Source organism: Rubrivirga litoralis (assembly GCF_031846415.1).
GTDB classification, from domain to species: Bacteria; Bacteroidota; Rhodothermia; order Rhodothermales; family Rubricoccaceae; genus Rubrivirga; species Rubrivirga litoralis.
In genome coordinates this window covers 117,322-138,831 of sequence record NZ_JAVRHT010000002.1, presented here as the reverse complement: position 1 = coordinate 138,831, position 21,510 = coordinate 117,322, and the positions used below count along the sequence as shown (strand labels likewise).

Sequence of the window (21,510 nt, the reverse complement as noted above, 5' to 3'; positions counted from 1 at the left end):
GGGGCGGTGGGTTCGGGGAGGCCCACTCTGTGAGCGGGAACGGGGACCGGGGAACAGGGGACGGGCAGAGAAAACTGCGGGCGGGGCGGTGGCACTTCCCGAACCCCGAACTCTGAACTCCTCAACCTCTGCCCACCTACAGCAGCCGCGGCTGGCGGACCTCGGCCTGGAGCGCCTCGATCACGCGTCGGTTCGCGCGCGGGAACGCGTAGTCGTCGAGGCTCTCCGGCTGCACCCAGCGGATGGGCTCGCCGGACGCCGAGACCGGCTCGCCCCCGGCCAGCCGGCACCGGAAGGCGTGGAGCGTGATGCGGAAGTGCGAGTAGGCGTGCTCGACGCGAGCTAGCGCGCGGCCCACCTCGACCTCGACCCCCAGCTCCTCGCGGACCTCGCGGCGGCACGTCTCGGCCAGCGTCTCGCCCGGCTCCTGCTTGCCGCCGGGGAACTCCCAGAGCCCGCCCAGCATGGCGTCCTCGGGCCGGCGCTGGATGAGGAGCCGCCCCGCCCCGTCCGCCGCGACGGCGACGACGACCGTGTGGTGGGGGACCGGCTTCGCCTTCGACGTCACCGGGTAGCGCTCCGGGGCGCCCTCGGCGTAGGCCGCGCACACACCGTTTAGCGGGCAGTTTGGGCAGTTGGGGGAGCGGGGCGTGCAGAGCAGGGCGCCCAGTTCCATCACGGCCTCGTTGAACCGGCCCGGGTCGTCCGTGTCGAGGAGCTGGTCGGCCAGCGTTTGGAGCGCGCGGCGCGTCGGGCCGGCCTTGGCGTCGGCCTCGACGGCGAAGACGCGGGTGAGGACGCGGATCACGTTGCCGTCCAGGACCGCGAGCGGGCGGCCGAACGCGAGCGACAGCACGGCCGCCGCCGTGTACGGGCCGACGCCAGGGAGCGCCCGGAACGCGGCCTCGGTGTCCGGCACCGCCCCGCCATGCTCCGCCACGACGACCCCGGCGGCGCGGTGGAGGTTGCGGGCGCGGCTGTAGTAGCCCAGCCCCTCCCACAGCTTCAGCACGCGGTCCTGCGGCGCGGCCGCGAGCGCGGCGACCGTCGGGAAGGCCTCGACGAACCGCTCGAAGTACGGCGTCGCCGTCTCGACGCGCGTCTGCTGGAGCATGACCTCGGACACCCAGACGCGGTACGGGTCGCGCCGGCCGTCCGCCCCGCCCTCGCGCCACGGCATCGGGCGGCGGACTCCGTCGAACCACGCCGGCAGGCTTTCGCGGAACGCCTCCTCGACGGCCGGGCCGACGCGGGCGACGAGCGCGCGCTCCAACTCCTGAGATCGTGATGCCACGGGCGGGGTGGGGGAGAGGCCGCCCCGCCTACGCCGAAGAGCGTGAGCGGGCGGGGCGGCTGGATTCGCAGGCCACGAGCGCCCGCGTCGACGTTGGGGAACCGGAGGCTCGGCGTTCCGCCAAGCGGCCGCTGACGGGCGGGGTGGGCACCAGAGTCAGCCGAGCACTCCGGTCCGAGGTCTCTCTCCTGACCCACCGACCCACTAGCCTACCGACCCACTGGTTTCAGGGAACGATCTCGACGAGGAGGACGACCTCGCCGGGCGCCACGCCGGTCCGCTCGAACACGACGGGGAGCGAGCCGCGCTCGTTGGGCAGCGTGCGCCACATGAACGAGCGGTCGACGAGCCAGCTCAGCGCCGGCGCCTCGACCACGCGGTAGGTCGCCTCCGCCCCGCCCACGCTCGCGGGCAGCGCCACGATGAGCGTTTCGCCGGCGCGGACCTGCGCGCGGAGTGTGTCGGCCTGGACCGCGCCGGCCGCGTACCGAGCCGGCGCCGCCGCGCGTTGGGGCGGGGCGGCGGCCACGAGAAGGCCCGCGGCGAGCAAGAGTCCGAATCGGAGAGCAGTCACAGCCGAACAGCGAGTGTCCTGGAAGATACGTCTGGCCTCGGCGGCGCTCCTGGCGGCGGCCGCCCCGCCCGCGGCGGCCCAGGACGCGTGGACCGTCCGCACGGCCGGCGCCGACTCGGTGTGGACGGTCGCGGGCGGGGCGGCGGCGGCGCTCGACACGCTCGCCGCGCGCGGCCACGCCGCCGCCCGCGTCGACTCGGTCCGCGGCGCCGACGTCTACGTCACCGCCGGTCCGGTGAGCCGCGTCGCCTCGGTCGAGATCGTGGGGTCCGAGGCCGCCCCGCCCGCCGACCTCGTGGCGGGGTGGGCCACGCGCGAGGGCGCCGTCTACTCCGCCCGCCGGTTCGAGGCCGACCTGGGCGCGGCCGCCCGCGCGCTCGCCCGCCTGGGCTACGCCGACGCCGTCCTCGTCCCCGACGTCACGGCCGGCGAGGGCGGGGCGGTCCGCGTCACGGTCCGCGTGGACGAGGGGGCGCCCGCCGACGTGGCCGGCGTCGAGCTGGTCGGCGCGCGGCGGCCGTCGCGGGCGTTCGCCTCGCGCGTGGCGGCCGTCGGGCCGGGCGCTCTGCTGGCCGACGTCGACCTCGGCCGCGTCCGCGCGGTGCTCGACGCGACGCGGCTCTACGACGAGGTGGGCGAGCCGGTCGTGGCGCGCGGGGCCGATGGCCGCGTGGTCGTGCAGGTGCCGGTGCGCGAGGCGGCGCCGGGCGCGTTCGACCTCGTCGTGGGCTTCCTCCCGCCCTCGGACGGCGAGCCGGGGCAGCTCGTCGGGAACGGCCGCGTCAACCTGCGGAACCCGTTCGGCGGCGGCCGCGCACTCGACGTCGAGCTCGTGCGGAACCCCGGGCTGGCGTCGTCGCTGGACGTCGCCGCGCGCGACCCGTTCGTCTTCGGCACCCCGCTCGCCGTCGGCCTGGGGTTCGAGGGGACGTCGCGCGGCGAGCCCGTCCCGTTCTCGCGCCAGCGCTACGCGGCCGAGCTGGGCTACGCGCTCGCCCCCGGCCTCTCGCTCGTCGCCGGCCTCACCGCCGAGACCGTCCGCCCCGGCGTCGTCGCGGACTCGGCCCTCGCGGGCGGGGCGGTGGTTCGCCGGTCGGACGCGCTCTACGTCGGCGCCGGCGTGACGCTCGACCGGCTCGACGCCCCGCGCAACCCGCGCCGCGGCCTAGCCCTCCGGCTCTACGCCGAGCAGGGCCGGCCCCGCGCGGCGTCCACGGACCCGACGGTCGTCCTGGAGGCGCGGGCGCGGCGTCGGCTGGACGCGGCCGTCCGCGGCTACCTGCCCACGTTCGCGCGGCAGGTGGCGGTCCTCGGCCTCGACGCCCGCGTGGTCCAGGGCGGCACGCCGACCGCCGAGGCGCCCGACGGGCTCGACGAGGGCGACCTGTTCCGCATCGGCGGCGCGGCCACGCTCCGCGGCTACGACGAGGAGGCGTTCCGCGGCCGCGCCGTCGGCCGCCTGCTCGCCGAGTACCGGCTCCTGTTCGACGCCGACTCCTACGGCGTTGCCTTTTTCGACCTGGGCTACGTCGACCGCCCCGCCCTCGGCGCCGCCCCGCCCGAGACGCGCGTGCTCCCCGGCTACGGCCTGGGCGTCCGCGTGCGGACCGGGCTCGGGCTCGCCTCGGTGAGCTACGCGCTCAGCCCGGACGTCCCGCTCGGCCGCGGCAAGGTGCACGTGGGCCTGGCGGTGGGGCTGTAGGGAAAAGGGAAAAGGGAAAAGGGAAAAGGGAAAAGGGAAAAGGGAAAAGGGAAAAGGGAAAAGGCGCGCACGGGCGGGGCGGCGGCGGTTTTGTTCCGCCCCGCCCGCCCGCATCTGGGCGGGGCGGTCATGGAAGTCGCCGAGGCCCACGAAAGGCGGCGGCAGTTCCCCTCCTGGTCAGGAGGGGCTAGGGGTGGTTGTCGGGCGGGCGGGGCGGTTCAGCCCGACGCCGCTCCGCCCAACGACAGGCACCCGTAGGGACACGACTCGTCGTCTCCGGGGCGGGCGGGGCGGTCCTAAACAGCGCCCCCCTGCCCGCATGCCCCGCCCCGCCTGACGGCACCGCCCAACGGCACCGCCCAACGGCGTCGCCCGACGGCGTTGCGTGCAACGCCGCTACGACGGCCACCCCGCCCTCGCGTTCTGCGGGCGGGGCGGTGGGATCTTGCGGCCCCTTCCGCCCCCGCTCCCCATGTCCCTCACCGAGGAAACCATCTCGTCCGAGCCCGTCTACGACGGCACGCTCCTCCACGTCCGCCGCGACGAGGTCCGACTCCCCGACGGCGCCACGTCGGTCCGCGAGTGGATCAAACACCCCGGCGCATCGGCCGTGGTGGCGATTGACGGCGAGGGCCGCGTGGTCCTGGTCCGCCAGTTCCGGTACCCGCCCCGCCGCGAGTTCCTCGAGGTGCCGGCGGGGAAGTTCGACCGCGACGGCGAGTCGCCGCTCGACGTGGCGCAGCGGGAGCTGGAGGAGGAGACCGGGCTGACCGCGGCGGCGTGGACGGCGCTCGGGCGGACGTTCCCGGGCATCGGCTACAGCTCCGAGACCATCCACCTGTTCCTGGCCGAGTCGCTCTCCGAGGGCGAGCGCGGGGGCGACGACGATGAGTTCCTGGAGGTCGTCCGCCTCCCGTTCGACGAGGCCGTCCGCCGCGCCGAAAGCGGCGAGATCCTCGACGCCAAGACGTCCCTGGCGCTGCTTCTCGCCGCCGCCCGCCGCCGCGACACATAGCCACCCCGCCCGCCTCGCCTGCGCCTCGCAGAAGCGGGCGGGGCGGTCTTCACTGGGGATTGCGCGCCGCCCCCGCCCCGCCCGTTGCCGCGAGCGGGCGGGACGGGCTAGCTTGGATCCCGCTCCGCCCCGGACCCATGACTTTCTTTTACATCCTCGTCGCCGTCATCCTCCTCGTCGCGCTGCTGATGGCGCTCGTCGTCCTGCTTCAGAGCGGGAAAGGCGGCGGACTGGCCGGCATCGCCTCGGGCGGACAGACGACGCAGATCCTCGGCGCGCGCCAGGCGCCCGACTTTCTCGAGCGGGCCACGTGGAGCCTCGGGGCCACCTTCCTCGTCCTCTGCGTCATCACGACGTTCTTCATCCCGCGCGTGGGCGGCGCCGGCGAGAGCATCCTCCAGGAGCGGGCCGGCGAGCTGCCCGTGGCCCCGGCCCCCATCGACGCGCCGCTCCCCGAGGCCCCGGTCGCGGACCCGGCCACGCCGATGAACCCCGATGTCCGCCCCGGCGCGGAGCTGCCGCCGGCCGACCAGTAGGCCCCGCGCCTTCGCCTGCAAGGCCGCGCCCGTCAGGGGCGCGGCCTTTTTTTGTGGCCCGCCACCCCGCCCCGCCCTCGGGAGCGGACCTCCCCGCTCGGGCGGGGCGGCAAAAAAAGCGGGGTCCCGCTCGGTGCGAGCGGGACCCCGATGTGCGACGCGCGCCGGCCTGTACGCCGGATTCTGTCCGGGCGGCGGCCGTCGCCACCGCCGCCCTGGGCCGCCATCTATCTGGGACCGCCGTCGCCGGCGGCCTCGAGCGGCCTACCCGCGTCCTCGGGCGGGCACCCTTTCCCGCTCGGCCCCGACCGCGGGCGGTCGGGTCGGGCGGGGCGGACGCTGTGTGGCCTTGCACCCCGTGGGGTTTGCCTAGCCGCGGCCGTCGCCGGCCGCGCTGGTGGGCTCTTACCCCACCGTTTCACCCATCACCTGTGCCGCGCGCCGCGAGCGGCCCGGGCCATCGGCTGGTCTGTTCTCTGTTGCACGTGCCGTCGCGCCACCCCGCCCGTCTGCCGAAGCAGGCCGGGGCGGGGCGGGCGCCTTCCCGTTAGGAAGCACAGTGCCCTGCGGTGTCCGGACGTTCCTCCCCGGGCGTGCGCCGCACGCGGCCCGGCCCGAGGCGGCGGCCCGGCCGACGCGTGCCCCTAACGTACGAGCGGGCGCCCGCGGTGTGCAGGCGCCCGCTCGGCGTGCGTCGTCCGGCCCGGGCGGGGCGGGCGTGCTAGGCCGCGGCCTCCTCGAAGAGCGCCGTGTCCACGATGATCCGCCCGTCGTGCTCGGAGACGATGATCCGGTCGCGCTGGCGGACCTCGACCTGGCGCTGCGGGGGGACCGTGTAGCCGGCCGCCGCGCCGCGCTCGATGGGGACCACGGCGCGGCCGTCGCGGACGCGCGTGCGCAGGCGCTCGTAGGCGCGGAGGTAGCGGGCGTCGATGGCCTCGGCGGCCTCGGCCCGCTCCGTCTCGTACACGTCCTGCTCCGCCTTCGTCTCCTTGACCACCTGCTCGAGCTCGGCCTGCTTTTCGCGGATCCGCGCGTCGAGCTCGGAGAGCTCGTCGTCGGCGCCCTCGACGGTGCCCTCGCTCTCGATGTCGAGGTTCTCGTAGCGCTCGATCTCCTCGTAGGCGTTCTGGATCCGCTGGCGGTGCGCCTCGATCTCCTTGGTGAGCGCGTCGTACTCGCGGTTGTTGCGCACCTGGAGCTGCTGCTCCTCGTACTTGCGGATGAGCCCCTCGCTCTCGGCGATGTCCAGCTTGAGCTTCTTTTTCTGGACGTCGGCCTCCTTCTTGTCCTGGTCGATCTGGCCGAGCCGCGTCTGGAGCCCGGTCCGCTCGTCTTCGAGGTCGCGGATCTCGTCGGGGAGGTCGCCGCGGAGCTTCGTGAGCTGGTCGATCTTGGAGTCGATCGTCTGGAGCCGGACGAGGGCGCGGAGCTGGTCTTCGATCGTGGTCGTGTCGGTGGCCATCGGCGGGGCGGTCGTGGGTGGAGCACGGCAGACTACCCGCCGCCCCGCCCGCGGGTTTTGAGACCGGGGCGAATTCGGGGGCTCGCTCCGCTCGCAGGACTGGGGACTGGGGGTTTAGGGATGGGCAGACCCGAGGGCGGGGTGGACAACTCGGGGACAACTCCCCCGCCCCGCCCTCCACACCAAGGGCGGGCCGGTCATCTTGCCAGTCCCCAGTCCCCAGTCCCCAGTCCCCAGTCCCCAGTCCCCAGTCCCCAGTCCCCAGTCCCCAGTCCCCAGTCCCCAGTCCCCAGTCCCTCAAAACGTCGCCGACAGCTCCAGGCGGACTGTCTGCACGACCGGCGCGTCGGCCGGGGCGCGGCCGTCGTAGCGGAGCGTGGCGCGGAGCGCGTCGCTGAGCCCGACCTGGGCGTCGGCGCCCCAGAGGTACGACGTGCCCGGGCCGCGGCCTTCAGTCAGCTCGAAGAGCGCGAGCCCGGCCGGCGCCTCGCCCCGCAGCCGGACGTCGGCGCGCTCGGCGCGGACGGCGACCGAGAGCCGCCCCGCCCGCGTGAGCCGCGCCTCGACGGGCACGCGGACGACGGCCGCCCCGCTCGGGCGGTCGGCCGGCGCGAGCGCGTCGGTCCGATCGGCGAGGACGGGCGCGAGGGTGACGGCGAGCGCGCGCGTCGGCGTCCACACGACGGACGGCTCGGCGGACACGCCGCGGAGGTCGAACGTCCGGCTCGCGAACGCCTCGCTCAGCGTCTGCCGCCGGGTCCACGCCGCCTCGACGCGCGCGCGGAGGGCGGGGTGGAGTTGGGCCGTCGCCTCGGCTCGGAGCGCCTGCACGAGCCGGCGCTCTAGCCCGACGGCCAGCTGCGACGTCGACCGCGCGTGCTCGGCCACGAGGCGGCCGCCCGCGCCCGGGCGGTCGGGGAACAGGACGAGCTCCTGCTCGACGCGGAACCGCCCGTTGACCGTCCCCGCCTCCGCCCCGCCCGTCTGCTGGAGCGCGCCCGGCGCGAGCAGGAGGACCGCCAGGACGTCCGGGTTCCGCGTCCGCTCGTCGACGTCCAGCGTCGTCCGCAGGGCGACGGCGCGGGCGACGCGGGCGGCGAGGCCGTCGCCCGACGCGAGCCGGCCGGGCTCGACGTCGAGCCGCACGTCGAGGCCCACGCCGACGGTCGGGACGAGCTCGGGGCTGGGCACGAACGTCCGCAGGTACTCGCCTTCGAGCGGCGTCGTCTCGGGAAAGAACTCGTCGACCTGGGCCACGCCGTCGGGCTCGCCCGCGCGCGGCTCGCCCCCGCCGTCGCGCCAGACGAACTCGCCCAGGTCGGCGCCGACGAGCACGTAGGTCTCCTGGCGGATCGGCGAGCGCTCCGTCAGCGCGTCGTAGACGGCCCGGAGGCGGACGGCCTGGCGGAGCGGGGCGGCCCGCGCGCCCAGCCGCACGGCGACCGACTGGGCGTCCTCGCGCCCCAGTGCCCCGAACTCGCTCCGGTACCGCTTGCGGCGGTACGCCACGCGGACGTCGGCCTGGGCGGTCCCGCGGCGCGCACGCGCCGTCGTCTCGACCGTCAGAGCGCGCGCCGCGTCGGCGAGCGGGGCCGCCCCGCCCCGCGGCCCCAACGGCTCCGACTCCTGCCGGAGCTCGACGGACGCCGCCGCGTCGAGGCCGGGAAACGTCGCGGAGAGGGCGGGGCGGACGGCCCAGAACCCGTAGCTCGCCGCGAGCAGCGAGTCCTGGAGGAGCGGACCCGCGGGCGGGGCGGCGCCCTCCCCGCCCTGCTCGCGGCGCTCGTGCTTGACGGCGACCGACGGCGTGAGCGGCCCGACCGCGCGCGAGACGAGCGCGCGGCCCTCGCGGAAAAAGCCGGTCCCCAGCCGCTCGGCGAGCGCGCCCGCCCCGCCCGAGCGCGCGCCGGCCAGACGGAGGTCGAGGTCCAGCCCGAGCGGCCCGGGCTCGGTCTGCCCCAGCCGGACGCCCAGCGCGCCGCGGTCGGACCGGAACCCGCCCAGCGCGAGCCGCCCCGCCTCGGCCTCGGCCGCCCCGCCCGCGACCGCCCACCGCACGGCGGCCTCGGTCACGGTCTCGCCCAGCGTGTCGAGCGCCGACCCGAACGGGGTCCCCGCGCGGGCCAGGTTCCACCGCCGGTTAAAGTCGACGCCGCGGACGCGGTCGAGCGGGCGGAACGCGTCGGCGCGGGCGCGGTGGCGGAGCGTCCCGGAGAGCGCGCCGCCGCCGACGTCGCGGGGCGCGAGCCGCAGCCCGACCTCGTAGGCCCCGGCGCCCGCCCCGCCCCCGGGCGCCAGCGTGTTCGCGTCGTCGACCGAGCGGGCGACCTCGCCGAACGCCTCCAGCCCCGGGAGCACGTCGGCCGCGGCCGTCAGGTCGAGGAGCGTCCGCGACGTCGGGCGCGGCAGGACGCGGGCGGGGAGGGCGTCGCCGCGGCCCGGCCCGACGTACTCGTACACCACGCCGTTCCGGGCCTGCACCACGCCCGGCACCCGGTTCGCGCGGCGGTACGTGCCGGCGCCGGGCGCCACGCGCGAAAAGCGGACGCGGAAAAACGCGGTGTCGGGCGGGGCGGCCGGCACGAAGATCTGGACCGGCTCGCCGGCGACGACCGTGTCGCGGGTCGTGTAGAGGACGAACGGGCTCTGCGCGTCGAACGTCGGCACGCGCTGGGCGCCCGACACGAGCACGTCGTCGGTGCCGGCGGCGCGGAGTTGGGCGACTTCGGCCGGCGTGAGCCCCAGCGACTCGGCAAAGCCGGCGCCGTCGGCCTCGCGGAGCACGCGGGCGCCCAGCCGCACGCGGCCCACGCCGGCGGCGTCGGGGACGAGGGCGAGGTCCGCGCCGCCGACCGCGAGCGTCCGCCCCGCCCCGCCCGCCGTGTACTCGAAGTCGACCGTGATCCGGCGCTCGGCCGTGATGAGGTGCGTGGGCGTGAACCTGAGCTCGCCCGTCCCGTAGTCGACCGTGTAGTCGGCGCCCGCGCCGCGCCGGAGGAGCCGGCCGTCGAGGTAGACGCGCTCCGACCCCGGCACCACGACCACGAACGCCTCGCCGCCCCGCCCGTCGAGCCGGTACGGCCCTTGCACGCCCTCGACCGCCGCGACGTCCTGGCTCCTAAACAGGCCGCGCGTGGCCGACCCCGACGCCACCACGCGGCCGCCGGCGACGAGTCCGAACGCGGGCACGGTCGCCTCAACGAGCGCCCCCTGCACCTGACGTTCGAGCGGGGCGAAGGCCGTCCCGCCGAGCGCGAGGTCCACGTCGCCCAGCCGCGCGCGGACGCCGGGGCCGTCGACCTCGATGTAGACCCGGTCGAGGTCCGAAAGCTGCTGCGTGGTCCCCTCGGGGAGGATCGGCGTGTCCTCGTCGGTGAGCGCGGCGCGGAGCGCGACGCCGGGCGCGACGTCGCCGTCGAGCGCGAGCCGGAGCCCAGATGTGACCGACACGTCGCGGTTCGACCCGGCCACGACGCCGCGCGTGATCGACCCCCGCGTGCGGATGGCGGGCGGGGGCCGCGCCGCCGCCGTGCTCGGCTCCGTCCGCCCCGCCCGCGTCGTGTCCGGCGCGTAGAGCGCGCGGAGCGAGTCGGCCGGCGGCAGCCGCGCGCGGACCGGCCCGGGCGCGTCGAGCACGCGGTACGCCACGGCGACGACGACGAGCGCCTCGGGCGCTTCGGCGAGCGCGAACCGCCCCGCCGCGTCGACCGAGAACGCGTCGGCGTCGAGGGCCACGAACGCCGTGTCGCGGAAGACGGCGGCCGTCGCCGTGCCAGGCAGCGGCCGTGCGCGGAGCTGCGCCGCCGTCTGACCCGCCGCCAGCGCGAACGTGTCGCGGCGGACGGCCGCCCCGCCCGTCTGGGCAGACGCGGGCGCCGCGGCGGCGAGGCAGAGCAGGACGAGGGCGCACCTCAGCAGAGCAGGCCCGGGCGCGGGCGTCGAGGAGGTAGCGGACGTCGGGCGGGGCGGCGGCAGGGGCCGGAACCTAGCGTCGGCCGGGGCGGGGCGGCAATCCGACCCGGCGTGCCCTGCGCGGGGCGGGGCGGGGTTCAGGGTTCGGGGTGGACGGCCGCCCCGCCCACCCCGCCCGTTCCTGCCCGACGCCGTAGCGGCGTTGCATGCAACGCCGGGCTGGAATCGACCGCCGAGGCGGGGCGGGTGCGCCGTCATCCGGGCGGGGCGGCCGTCGTCCTGGACCACCCCGCCCGCCCCGCCCCTACGGCGCCAGCGCGGGCGGCGCGGCGCCTACCCGCCCACGCGCACGAGGGCGGTCCGCGTCAGCCCGACCACCCCGCCCGCGACGAGCGCCGCGTCCACGAGCGGGGCGGCGCCGGCCCAGGGCAGCACGCGCGGCTCGCCGCCCCGCCCCCACACGGCGACGGCGCGCGGCGACACCACGACGACCGAGTCGCCGGCCACGCCGACGGCCACCGGCCCGCCGTCGGGCGCCGGAAGGAACCGGCCCGGTGCCCCGAACGGGTCGAACGCCTGGACGCCGCCCCGCCCGCGGTCGGCGACGTAGAGCGTGCCGTCGCCGCCGACGGCGAGGCCGACCGGGGCGCGCAGCGCAGCCTCGCCGGCGGCCGGTCCGCCGAGCACGCGCTCGACGCCGCGCTGGGCGTTTAGGCGGAGGACCACGCCGCGCCCGGCCTCGACCACGTAGAGCGCGCCGTCGGGCGCCGCCGCGACGGCCGTCGGGCGTCCGCGCGGGAGGTCGCGGAGGGCGGGGCCAACGGCCCGCCCCGCCCGCGCAGGATCCACGTCGGGCACGGCGACGGTCTCGGCGGCCCGCCCTGTGGCCGTAAAGTGCGTGACGGTGCCCGAGCCCGGGTCGGCCACGAACACGGCCTGCCCGTTGGTCGGGTCCACGTCGGTCGGGTCGAGGAGCGCGCCGTCGCCGGTCCCCGCCCCGCCCAAAATTCCGACGACGCGGCCGTCCGGGGTGAGGGCTACGACGGCCGACTCGGCGCCGTCGACGACCCAGAGCGCGCCGCCGCCGACGGCGAGCGCGCGGGCATCCCCGAAGAGTCCGGGCGGGGCGGCAGCGTCTGGGGCGGCGGCTCCTGGGCCGGCGGGCGGGGCGGGCGCGCAGGCGGCGAGCACGACGGCGAGGGCGAGCGGGAGCCGCCCCGCCCCGGCTCCGCCACGTCGGGGCGGGGCGGTGAGGCGGCGGGCGGGGCGGGCGGCGGTCACCCGGCGAGGCGCGCGAGCCCCTTCTGGCCGATGTCGCGGCGGAGCGTTTTGCCCTCGAAGCCGAGCGCGTCCGCGGCGGCGTAGGCGGCGTCGAGGGCGTCGCCGAGCGTGCCGCCCCGCCCGGTCACGCCGAGCACGCGGCCGCCGGCCGTGACGAGGTTGCCGGCCACGTCGCGGGCCGTCCCCGCCTGGAACACGAGGGCCTCGTCGTGCGGGCGCTCGGCACCGTCGATCACGCGGCCCACCCCGTAGGCGCCGGGGTAGCCGTCCGAGGCCAGGACCACGCACGCCGCCGCCCCGCCCGTCGTCTCGACCTCGACGCCGCCCAGGCGGCCCTGCGCGGCGGCCTCGAACAGGTCGAGCGGGTCCGACGCCAGGAGCGGCAGGACCACCTGCGCCTCGGGGTCCCCAAACCGGCAGTTGAACTCGATGACGGACGGGCCGTCGGCGGTCATCATCAAGCCCACGTAGAGGACGCCGCGGTAGGCGCAGCCCTCGGCCCGCATCCCGTCCAAGACCGGGCGAACGATCCGGCGCTCGACCTCGTCCAGCACATCGGGCGTGACGACGGGCGCCGGCGCGTAGGCGCCCATGCCACCCGTGTTCGGGCCGGTGTCGCCCTCGCCGATCCGCTTGTGGTCCTGGGCCGCCGGGAGGACCACGTAGTCGTCGCCGTCGGTGAGGACGAACACGCTGGCCTCCTCGCCCTCCAGAAACTCCTCCACGACGACCGTCGAGCCGGCCGCCCCGAACGCCCCGCCTTCGAGGAGGGCGGCGAGCGCCCCGCGCGCAGCCTCGCGCGTCTCGGCCACGACGACGCCCTTGCCCGCCGCGAGCCCGTCGGCCTTGAGCACGACCGGGAGCGCGTGGCCGTCGACGTAGGCGCGGGCCTCGTCGGCGGCGCCCGGCCCGAACGTCCCCGACGCGGCCGTGGGCACGTTCCACCGCGCCATCGCGTCTTTGGCGAACGCCTTCGAGCCTTCCAGCCGCGCCGCCGCCGCGCTCGGCCCGACGACGGCCACGCCGGCCTCGGCGAGCCGGTCGGCCAGCCCGCCCACGAGCGGCCCCTCGGGGCCGACCACGACGAGGTCGGCCGCCCGGGCCAGCGCGAGCGCGACGAGGCCGTCGAGGTCGTCCACGCCGACGGCCACGTTTTCGGCCCAGACGGCGGTGCCGGGGTTGCCGGGCGCGCACAGGAGGCGGGGGCGGCGGGGGCTCTGGGCGAGCGACCAGACGAGCGCGTGCTCGCGGCCGCCGCCGCCGACGACGAGGACGGTCATGCAGGGGCGGGGTAGGGAGCGCCGAAGATACCGGGCGCGTCGCCTCCGCCCCGCTCGCCGGGAGACGGGCGGGGCGGCCAGGGGCGGGAGGGTCCAGGACGACGGCCGCCCCGCCCACGCACCGGAGCGCGCCCACCCTGCCCGGGCGACGGCGTGCACCCGCCCCGCCCCGGCGGTCAATTCTGACACGGCGTTGCATGCAACGCCGCTACAGCGTCGGCGTCGGACAGGAACGGCCGAGGCGGGCGGGGCGGCCCTCGTACCCCGTACCCTGTACCCGCCCCACCCCGCCCGCCCGTGCCCACCGCCCTCGTCCTCCTCCTCGGCGTCCTCCTCCACGCGCCCGCCCCGCCCGCCGACTCGATGGACGCGCCGAGCGGGGCGGGGCGGAGCGCGGCCGGCCCCGGCGTTCAGGTCCAGCCGCGCCTCTCGCCGCTCTACTCGGCCAACTTCGGGCTCGGCGTCGCCGTCGGGGCGACGGTCGAGAACGCGGGGTGGGCGGGCAGCCAGATCGCCGTGGACACCCGGCTCCAGGCGCGCTACCAGGACGCTACCGTCGCTGTGTTCACGGGCGACCCGTACCACAGCCGCGTCTACGGCCTGGTCGCGGCCTCGGGGTCGACGACGGGCCGGCGGCGGTACTACGGGCTCGGGCCGAACACGCTGACCGCCAACGAGCTGTACCTCTCGCACGACGCGGTGAGCATCGAGGGCCGCGTGGGCCTCTACCCGTTCCGCACAACGGCGCTCGTGGTGCAGCCGGGGCTCCGGTTCCTCTACGACCGCTCGGGCGGGGTGAACGGCGAGGACAGCGAGATCCCGCTCTCGACGCTCGACCCGGCCTCGCAGGCGGCCGTCGCGGTGGCGGCCGATCAGAGCCGCTACGGGCTCTCGGCCGGGGTCGGCGTGGCGACCGACCTCCGCGACGACCCGGGGTACACGCGCTCGGGCACGTTTGCGCTGGTCGAGGCCCGGCGGTTCGTGGCCCTCGACGGGTCGGACCTCCAGTTGAACCGGCTGTCGGCCTCGGCCACGACCTACGTCCCGCTCGGCGGCCGGGCGGCCGTCGTGGTCCGCGGGATCGGCGTGCTCACGCGGAGGGTGGACGACGACGGGGACGGCGCGATTCCGTTTTTCTACCTCCCCGTCCTCGACGACCGCGTGGCGACGGCCTTCCGCCAGGACCGGCTGACGGGCCGGGACCTCGTCGCGGTCGGGGCCGGCGTGCGGCTCCCGGTCCTCGACGCGCTCGGGCTCTACGGCGTCGACGCGCTCGTCATGGGCTACCTGGGCAACGTCTACGACGACGTGTTCGACCAGTTCGAGGCGTCCGTCTCGTTCGAGGAGCGGGCGGAGGCCGCCGCTGACGGCCACGCCCCGCTCCGCCCGTCGCTGGCGCTGGGGCTCTCGCTCGTCGACCTCCGAGCGGGGCGCATGTTGCTCGGCGGCGTGCTCGGCGTCGGCCCGGGCGGGGTGACGGCCGCCTCGCTCCAGGTGACGTACGACCTCCGCGACGTGCGGCCGCTGTTCCGGTAGGGCGGCGAGCGGCGAGCAGAAGATGCCCGCCCCGCCCGCAGAACGCGAGGGCGGGGTGGCTCGTCGGGCCGGGGGCGCGGGCATGGGCACCACCCCGCCCGTGCCGCCTCCGGGCGGGGCGGTGCCGATGGGAACCGCCCCGCCCGCGTCGGACACGACAAGTCGTGTCCCTACGAATCCCTACGGACGCCATCGGTGGGCGGGGCGGCGTCGGGCGGGGCGGCCTCTGTCTCCGACCACCCCGCCCTCGTCGTCCACCACCCCTAGCCCCTCCTGGCTGCGCCGTCGCTTCGCGGTGTCCAGGAGGGGGACTGCCGCTGCCCTGGCTCGGGCTCGGCGCCGCCTTCTACGGCCCCGTCTGGGCGGGGCGGAACAAAACGGCGCCACCCCGCCCGCGCGCTCCACTTTCCACTTTCCCATCCGCACCGGCTCTTCGGCGTGGCCGCCCCGCCCGCGCCCTACCTTTTGGGCGCCCCTTTCTTGGCCGCCCGTCCCCCCGTGCCCCGAGCCCCTCGCTGGTTGTTCGCCCTGAAGGGCGTGCTCGCCGTCGTCGCCGTCGCCGTGCTCGTGCGCCTGGCCCACCCCGCCAACGTGTGGCGGGCGTTCGCCGACGCCGAGTGGGGGTGGGCGCTCGCGGCGCTCGCGCTCGTGCCCGTCAACGTGGGACTGGAGGCCTACCGATGGGGGCGGCTCGTGCGGCGGCTGGCGCCCGAGGTCCGGCACCGCGACGCGCTGCGGGCCGTCGTGGGATCGTACCCGCTCGGGCTGCTCACGCCGGGCCGCGTGGGCGACTACGTGGGCCGCGCGGTCTACCTCCGGGCGGTCCCGCCCGGCGCCTCGGCGGCGCTCACGTTCGGCGAGCGGATGGCGACGCTCGCGGCGTGCCTCGTGGGCGGGCTGGCCGCGCTGGGGCCGTACCTCCGCGACGCCGTAGCGCCGTCGCCGCTCTGGCCGGCCGTCGTCGGCGTGGGCGCGCTGGGGGCCGGGGCGCTTGTGGTCGCGATCGCGTTCCCGTCGGTCGCGCGGGCGGCGCTCTCGGCCGTGCTCCCGTTCGAGCCCGTGCGGCGGGCGGTCGCGGCGTTCGACCGGATCCCGCGCGAGGAGTCGGTCACGCTGCTCGCGCTCTCGGGGCTCCGCTACCTCGTGTTCTCGACCCAGTTCGTGCTCCTCGTGCGGGCCGTGGACCCCGGCGCCGCGCTGGGCGGGGTGGCGCTGGGCGTGGCCCTCGTCTTTTTCGCCAAGAGCGCCGTGCCCCAGGTGACGCTGGGCGACCTGGGCGTGCGCGAGGGGGCCGCCGTGTTCTTTCTCGGCGCCTACGGCGTGGCGCCGGCGGCGGCGCTCGACGCGTCGCTGGCCCTGTTCGCCCTCAACTTGGTCCTCCCCGCCCTCGCCGGCGTGCCATTCCTGCTCCGGCTTCGCGTGGCTGCGCGCGAGGCGGAACGTGTGGGCGGGGTGGCGGCACGGGGCCGCGTCGCCGCGTGACGGTGGCCGGCCTCCTGCTCGTGGCGCTGGCGCTGGCCTACGCCTGGCGCCTCGGGGTGTGGGCGCGCGGGTTCGCCCGCGCCGCGCGCGAGACGGACGCGCTGGCCGCCCCGCCCGACGCCGCGCTGCCCAGCGTGACCGTCGTGGTGCCGGCCCGCGACGAGGAGGACACCATCGGGCCGTGCGTCGACTCGGTCCTGGCCGTCGACTACCCGCGCGACAAGCTCGAGGTCATCGTCGTCGACGACGACAGCTCGGACCGGACGGCGGCCGTGGTCCGCGAGCGGATGGCGCTCGCGCCGGCGCTCGCGGTGGCCGGCGGCGAGCTCCCCGAGGACCAGTGGGCCGAGTCCGAGGGGGCGGGGCGGCTCCGGCTCGTGCAGATCCCCGAGAACCGGCGGCGCGACCGGGCGCACAAAAAGCGGGCGATCGAGAAGGCCATCGAGCACGCGCGCGGCGAGATCATCCTCACGACCGACGCCGACTGCGTCGTCCCGCGCGGCTGGGCGCGGGCGCTCGCGGCGCAGTTCGAGGGGCCGGAAGTGGCGTTCGTGTCCGGCCCGGTGGCCTACCGGCTGGCGCCGGGCGACGGGCTGTTCGAGCGGGTCCAGGCGCTGGACTTTTTCGGGGTCATGGCGTGCGGGGCCGGCGCGATCGGGGCCGAGCAGCCGCACCTCGCGAACGGGGCGAACGTGGGCTACCGGCGCGAGACGTTCGTGGCGCTCGGCGGCTTCTCGGGGATCGACCACGTGACGAGCGGGGACGACGAGCTCCTCATGCAGAAGATCGCGTACGGGACGCCGCTCGACGTCCGCTTCTGCGCCGACCCGGGCGCCGTGGTCCTGACCGACCCCGTGCGGAACGTCCGCGCGTTCGTGCACCAGCGGAAGCGGTGGGCGTCGAAGGGGGCGCACTACCCGTGGCGGCTCCAGCGGATGCTGCTGGCTCTCGTCGCCTTTTTCGCGGCGCTGACGGCGTCGTTCCTCGCCCTCGTGGTCGTGCCGTCGTTCTGGCCCTGGGTGGCGGCGGCGCTCGCGGTCAAAGCGGCGGCCGAGCTCGCGGTGCTGGTCCCGGCCGCGCGGCGGTTCGGGCAGCGCGGGCTGCTGCCGGCGTACCCGCTCCACCTCGTCCTCCACGCCCCGCACTCGCTCCTCGTCGCCGTCCTGGGGCCGCTCGGCGGGTTCGAGTGGAAGGGCCGGGCCGTCCCGCAGTAGCCGCCGTGCCCGCCCGCGCCCCGTCGCCTGCGCACGCCGGGCGGGGCGGTCGGATCTTGCGGCCCCGCCCCGCTCCTCCCCCACCCCGCCCGGTGACCGTCCAGCGCGCCCGCGACTCGCTGCTCCCCCGCGCGCTCGGCCCGCTCGTGCCGGGCGCCGTCGTCCGCGGCCCCGAGCGGCGGGCGGGGCGGCCGCGCCTCTACCTCACGGTCGACGACGGGCCGGACCCCGAGGGCACGCCGCGCTGGCTGGACGCGCTGGCCCGGCACGACGCGCGCGCCGTCTTTTTCCTGTCGGGGCCGGCCGCCGCGCGCCACCCCGCCCTCGTCCGCCAGATCGTCGAGGCCGGGCACCGCGTGGGCAACCACGGGTGGGACCACGTGAGCGCGTGGCGGGCGGCGCCGGCGCGCGTCCGGGCCGGCTTCGAGCGGGCCGAGCGGGTGCTGGAGGACGTGGCGAGCGGGGCGGTCCGCGACGTGCGCCCGCCGTACGGCCGCGTGACGCCGGGGCTCGTCCGGTGGTGCCGCGCGGACCGCAAACCGGCGAGCGGGGCGGGGCGGCGGCTCGTGCTGTGGGACCTCATGCCGGGCGACTTCCTGGCGCGGTCGCCGGAGGCGCTGGCCGCCGAGACGGTCGCGCTGGCGCGGCCGGGCGGCGTGGCCGTGTTCCACGACGGGGCGCCGGCCGAGCGGGCCGCGGCCGCGCTCGACCTGGCCCTCCCGCGCCTCGCCGCGGCGGGGTGGCAGTTTCCCGCACTCCCGCCCGCGCCGTGACCGCCCCGCCCCGCGCCCTCGCCGCCTCGCTCGCCGTCGTCGCCGGGGGCTACGTCGCCTTCGTGGGGTGGCTGGCCGCGCGGGCGCGGCGCCCGGTGCCCGCCCCGCCCGCCGTGCCCGAGGCCGAGCTCCCGTCGGTCACGGTCGTCGTGGCGGCCCGCGACGAGGAGGCCACGATCGGGCGGTGCCTCGACGCGCTCCTCGCGCAGGACTACCCGCCGGACCGCCTCGAGGTCGTCGTCGCCGACGACCACTCGGCCGACGGGACGGCCGCGGTCGTGCGCCGGTACGCGCGCCGGTCGGCGGCGCCGGCCGCCGCGGGCGGGGCGGACGCGGGCGAGGCGAGCAGAGCAGAGCCGCCCCGCCCGGCGGTCCGCTACCTCCGCGTGCCTGACCCCGAGGGGCCGCTCCGCGGCAAGGCGTGGGCGCTCCACACGGCCATCGAGGCGACGTCGGCCGACGTCGTGCTCGTCACCGACGCCGACTGCGCGCCGGTCCCGACATGGGCGCGGCAGACGGCCCGGCGGTTCGCGGACGGCGAGGCCGGCGTCGTGTGCGGGCTGGCCCAGATCCGCCCCCGCCCCGCCCACGGGTTCGACCGCGTGCAGGTGCTGGACTGGTCGCTCCTGCTCGGCGCCGTGAGCGGGCTGGCCGAGGCCGGGCACCCGGCGACGGGGATGGGCAACAACATGGGCGTGCGGCGCGCGGCGTACGAGGCCGTCGGCGGCTACCCCGCCCTGCCCGTCTCCGTCACCGAGGACTTCGTGCTCGTCCGCGCCGTGGCCGAGCGGACGCCGTGGCGCGTCCGGTTCTTCCTCGACCCCGACGCCCTCGTCTGGACGCTCCCCATCGACGGCGTGGCGGCGACGTACGTGCAGCGGCGGCGGTGGGCGCGGGGCGGGCTGGCGGGCAAGGGCTGGATCTACCCGGTCTACGGTGCCCTGTTCGTCTCGCACGCGCTCCCGCTCGCGGCCCTCGCCGCGGCCCCGCTCGCGGGCGGGGTGGCGCTGGCGGCCAAGGGGCTCGCCGACGCCACCTTGCTCCGCGCCGTCCTCCGGCGGACCGGGACGCGCGTCCGCCTGCGCGACCTCCTGGGCGTCGAGGCGTTCATGGCGGCCTACCTCGTCACGCTGCCGGTCGCGCTCGTGCTCCGCCCGCGGATCGCGTGGAAGGGCCGCCACCACTGACGCCGGACGGCGGGTTGCGGCGCCACCTCGCCCCGCGCTTCTGCGAGTGAGACACCGCGCAGCGTCGGCGCGGCGAGGACGAGGGGCGGGCGGGGCGGAGCCGGCGGGCGGGGTGGAGGAGCACGAGGCCGTGGTGCAGGGCCAACCCCCTAGTTTATCGGGGTGCTCGCTCCTCGAGCGCCGGCCGAGCTCACACCCGACCCCATGCCCCGCGCCAAAGGCATCATCCGCATCGACTCCGACTCGACCCACGGCTGGCAGGTCCGCGTCTACCGCCACGGGCGGACGTACTCGCGCCTGTTTTCCGACCGCAAGCTGGGCGGCCCGGAGCCCGCCTTCGACGCCGCCCTCGCCTACCGAGAGACGCTCGAGAGCGAGGTCGACCAACTGCCGCCACCGGCGCCCCGCCGGCGGCTCGTCCACCGCAACCGGAACAACTCGACCGGCGTCGTCGGCATCTCGCGGACCACGAAGCGGGACCGCCGGGGCGTCCCGCACGAGGTCTACGCCGTGTCGTGGAGCCCCGAGCCGGGCGTGGCGCGGGGCACGTCGTTCTCGATCCGGCGCTACGGCGAGGACACGGCGTTCCGGCTCGCGTGCAAGCTCCGCTGGGAGCGGATGAAGGCTATCTACGGCGACCGCTACGAGGTCCCGAGCTACCTCGACCTGTACCGGCAGAAGGAGGCGGTCGACACGCGCGCCGTTTCCTAGACGCCGCTGGAGCCTCACCTCTATACCGTTAGGTCTGAGACTCCACGTGGCGCTGGAGCACGCGGACCGACTCGGCGACCGGGGCCGTGCCGTCGAGGCGGAGCGCGCCGGCGGGCGCTTCGAGCGTGGCGAGTTGGCTGGGGAGCAGGTCCGCCCCCGCCACGTGGCCTTCGCGGTCAGTCAGCCGGTCGGCGAGGACGTCGGGCGGCACGTCGAGCCAGGCGAGCACGACGCCCGGCCGCCCCGCCCCGAGCACCTCGCGGTACGGCGCCCGGAGCGCCGAGCACGCGAGGACCGTCGGCGGCCCGTCCCCGAGGCGGCGGCGGACGAGCGCGCCGAGGCGGGCCAGCCACGGCGCGCGGTCGGCGTCGGTGAGCCCCTCGCCCCGCCCGATCTTGCCCAGCGCGTCCGCGCTGTGGTGGTCGTCGGCGTCGACAAAGTCCCAGCCCAGCGCGCGGGCCAGAGCCACGCCCACGGTCGATTTGCCCGCCCCGGCGACGCCCATGAGCAGGACGACGCGGGCGGGGCGGTCCGAGGCGGCGGGCGGGGCGAGCGAGGTCACGGGATGTTCGGGGAGCGCGGGGCGGGGCGGGGCGTACTCTCCGGGCCGCCTCCTGGTCCCCGCCATGCCGCCCCGCCGGACTGTCCGCCTCGTCGTCCTCGTCGCGCTCGCCGTCCTCGTCGGGTTCGCGCTGTCGGACGTGCTCGGGCTGCGGGCGTCGGAGACCGGCGTCGTGAGCCCGCGCGGGTGGCACGGGATCTCGCACGGGAGCCACACGCACTACGTCCCCGACGACTGGGCGGGATCGGAGGCCACGGGCGTCTCGATCTCGGACTTCCCGACCACCCCGCCCCCGGCCGGCTTCACCGTCGACGGGACGGGGCAGGTGGTGCCGGTGGAGTAGCGCCGTCCCATGCAACGGCGCGGGGCAACGGCGGCGGGCGGGGCGGACGACAGCGGGGCGGCCCCAACCAAGCGTCGCCGACCGTTGCCAGCGCCCGAGCGGGGTGGCCCCGGGCGGGGCGGCGTCTTTGCCACAGCGCGCCCGCCCCGCCCGCGCTCACCGCGGCGCGTCAGCCGGCGGCGCGGAGCCGCAGCCAGAGGGCGAGGAGTCCCAGCGACGCCACGCCGAACAGGCCGTGGAACAGGAGCGGGGGGACGGCGCCGACCCACACGCCCCACATCCACACCGGCCAGCGCTCGCCGGTCGCCGCGTCCTCGCGTACGGCCACGGCCACGAGGTCAGACTCGGGAGTCATCCCCTCCGTACCCTCGCCCGGAACGTACTCCGCCACGCCAGGCGGGTACTCGACGACCCACCCGAGGCGGAAGTCCCAGTAGGCCGGGGGCGCGAGCTCGCCCCGCTCGGCGTACGGGGCGAAGTAGGTCTGGAAGGCGATCGCGATCTCCGGCCCCATGTCGTCGACCCGAGCGCGGGCAGCCTGATTCCAGATGGTGAGGCCGACCCACGCGAGCACGACCGAAACGAGGGCGGTGACGGTGAGGGTCGAGGCGCTCATGTCGGCGACCACGGGCGGGATCAGAGG

At 77.0% G+C, this 21,510-nt stretch carries 18 protein-coding genes and 1 other RNA gene; 10 read left to right on the top strand and 9 right to left on the bottom strand.

Annotated elements, in window-relative coordinates:
* Window positions 1-136 precede the first annotated feature (136 nt).
* Window positions 137-1,294, bottom strand: a complete 1,158-nt coding sequence (gene mutY / locus RM540_RS02025) for an A/G-specific adenine glycosylase (protein ID WP_311661659.1) — start codon at window positions 1,292-1,294, stop codon at window positions 137-139.
* Between the two features lie 226 nt (window positions 1,295-1,520).
* Window positions 1,521-1,868, bottom strand: coding sequence for a hypothetical protein (locus RM540_RS02020; RefSeq protein WP_311661657.1), 348 nt, complete (start codon window positions 1,866-1,868; stop codon window positions 1,521-1,523).
* Between the two features lie 13 nt (window positions 1,869-1,881).
* Between RM540_RS02020 and RM540_RS02015 the strand changes: the two genes are divergently transcribed.
* The 3 genes from RM540_RS02015 to secG all read left to right on the top strand — a co-directional run bounded on the left by RM540_RS02015 (window position 1,882) and on the right by secG (window position 5,121).
* A complete protein-coding gene (locus RM540_RS02015; protein ID WP_311661655.1) occupies window positions 1,882-3,570 on the top strand; it encodes a BamA/TamA family outer membrane protein in 1,689 nt (562 codons plus the stop codon).
* A gap of 472 nt (window positions 3,571-4,042) precedes the next feature.
* Window positions 4,043-4,585: an NUDIX domain-containing protein gene (locus RM540_RS02010; protein ID WP_311661653.1), complete on the top strand. Its 543-nt coding sequence runs from the start codon at window positions 4,043-4,045 to the stop codon at window positions 4,583-4,585.
* 137 nt (window positions 4,586-4,722) lie between these two features.
* Window positions 4,723-5,121: a preprotein translocase subunit SecG gene (gene secG, locus RM540_RS02005; protein ID WP_311661651.1), complete on the top strand. Its 399-nt coding sequence runs from the start codon at window positions 4,723-4,725 to the stop codon at window positions 5,119-5,121.
* 156 nt (window positions 5,122-5,277) lie between these two features.
* Here the strand turns inward: secG and rnpB are convergent.
* From rnpB to purD, 5 genes are all read right to left on the bottom strand, one after another.
* An RNA gene (gene rnpB / locus RM540_RS02000) (RNase P RNA component class A) lies at window positions 5,278-5,760 on the bottom strand.
* A gap of 82 nt (window positions 5,761-5,842) precedes the next feature.
* Entirely contained in the window at window positions 5,843-6,586 is a 744-nt protein-coding gene (locus RM540_RS01995) for a zinc ribbon domain-containing protein (protein ID WP_311661649.1), read from the bottom strand.
* Window positions 6,587-6,883: 297 nt separating this feature from the next.
* Window positions 6,884-10,786, bottom strand: a complete 3,903-nt coding sequence (locus RM540_RS01990; protein ID WP_311661647.1) for a DUF8818 domain-containing protein — start codon at window positions 10,784-10,786, stop codon at window positions 6,884-6,886.
* A 45-nt stretch (window positions 10,787-10,831) separates the two neighbouring features.
* Complete coding sequence (locus RM540_RS01985) at window positions 10,832-11,779, bottom strand: NHL repeat-containing protein (RefSeq protein WP_311661645.1); 948 nt, start codon at window positions 11,777-11,779, stop codon at window positions 10,832-10,834.
* Entirely contained in the window at window positions 11,776-13,059 is a 1,284-nt protein-coding gene (gene purD, locus RM540_RS01980; RefSeq protein WP_311661643.1) for a phosphoribosylamine--glycine ligase, read from the bottom strand. The genes RM540_RS01985 and purD overlap by 4 nt, the downstream gene beginning before the upstream one ends.
* 297 nt (window positions 13,060-13,356) lie before the next feature.
* Between purD and RM540_RS01975 the strand changes: the two genes are divergently transcribed.
* The 6 genes from RM540_RS01975 (at window position 13,357) to RM540_RS01950 (ending at window position 19,962) form a co-directional block, all read left to right on the top strand.
* The gene (locus tag RM540_RS01975; RefSeq protein WP_311661641.1) at window positions 13,357-14,595 is read left to right on the top strand and encodes a BamA/TamA family outer membrane protein; all 1,239 of its coding nucleotides are present in this window, start codon (window positions 13,357-13,359) and stop codon (window positions 14,593-14,595) included.
* 498 nt (window positions 14,596-15,093) lie between these two features.
* Window positions 15,094-16,077, top strand: coding sequence for a lysylphosphatidylglycerol synthase transmembrane domain-containing protein (locus tag RM540_RS01970; protein WP_311661639.1), 984 nt, complete (start codon window positions 15,094-15,096; stop codon window positions 16,075-16,077).
* Window positions 16,074-17,291 (top strand): glycosyltransferase, encoded by a 1,218-nt coding sequence (locus RM540_RS01965; RefSeq protein WP_311661637.1) that lies wholly within the window; start codon window positions 16,074-16,076, stop codon window positions 17,289-17,291. Before RM540_RS01970 ends, RM540_RS01965 begins: the two co-directional genes overlap by 4 nt.
* A gap of 92 nt (window positions 17,292-17,383) precedes the next feature.
* Complete coding sequence (locus tag RM540_RS01960; RefSeq protein ID WP_311661635.1) at window positions 17,384-18,064, top strand: polysaccharide deacetylase family protein; 681 nt, start codon at window positions 17,384-17,386, stop codon at window positions 18,062-18,064.
* Window positions 18,061-19,251 (top strand): glycosyltransferase, encoded by a 1,191-nt coding sequence (locus RM540_RS01955; RefSeq protein WP_311661633.1) that lies wholly within the window; start codon window positions 18,061-18,063, stop codon window positions 19,249-19,251. The genes RM540_RS01960 and RM540_RS01955 overlap by 4 nt, the downstream gene beginning before the upstream one ends.
* Before the next feature lie 204 nt (window positions 19,252-19,455).
* Window positions 19,456-19,962 carry a hypothetical protein gene (locus tag RM540_RS01950; RefSeq protein ID WP_311661631.1) on the top strand — a complete coding sequence of 169 codons (507 nt, stop codon included), beginning with the start codon at window positions 19,456-19,458 and terminating at the stop codon, window positions 19,960-19,962.
* A gap of 28 nt (window positions 19,963-19,990) precedes the next feature.
* Here RM540_RS01950 and RM540_RS01945 read toward each other — a convergent pair whose 3' ends face one another.
* On the bottom strand, window positions 19,991-20,524 hold the full coding sequence (locus RM540_RS01945; RefSeq protein ID WP_311661629.1) for a gluconokinase: 534 nt from the start codon (window positions 20,522-20,524) through the stop codon (window positions 19,991-19,993).
* A 64-nt stretch (window positions 20,525-20,588) separates the two neighbouring features.
* Between RM540_RS01945 and RM540_RS01940 the strand changes: the two genes are divergently transcribed.
* Window positions 20,589-20,867, top strand: coding sequence for a hypothetical protein (locus tag RM540_RS01940; protein ID WP_311661627.1), 279 nt, complete (start codon window positions 20,589-20,591; stop codon window positions 20,865-20,867).
* Window positions 20,868-21,036: 169 nt separating this feature from the next.
* On the opposite strand, the gene RM540_RS01935 is transcribed toward RM540_RS01940, so the two are convergent.
* Complete coding sequence (locus RM540_RS01935) at window positions 21,037-21,483, bottom strand: hypothetical protein (RefSeq protein ID WP_311661625.1); 447 nt, start codon at window positions 21,481-21,483, stop codon at window positions 21,037-21,039.
* Window positions 21,484-21,510: the final 27 nt, after the last annotated feature.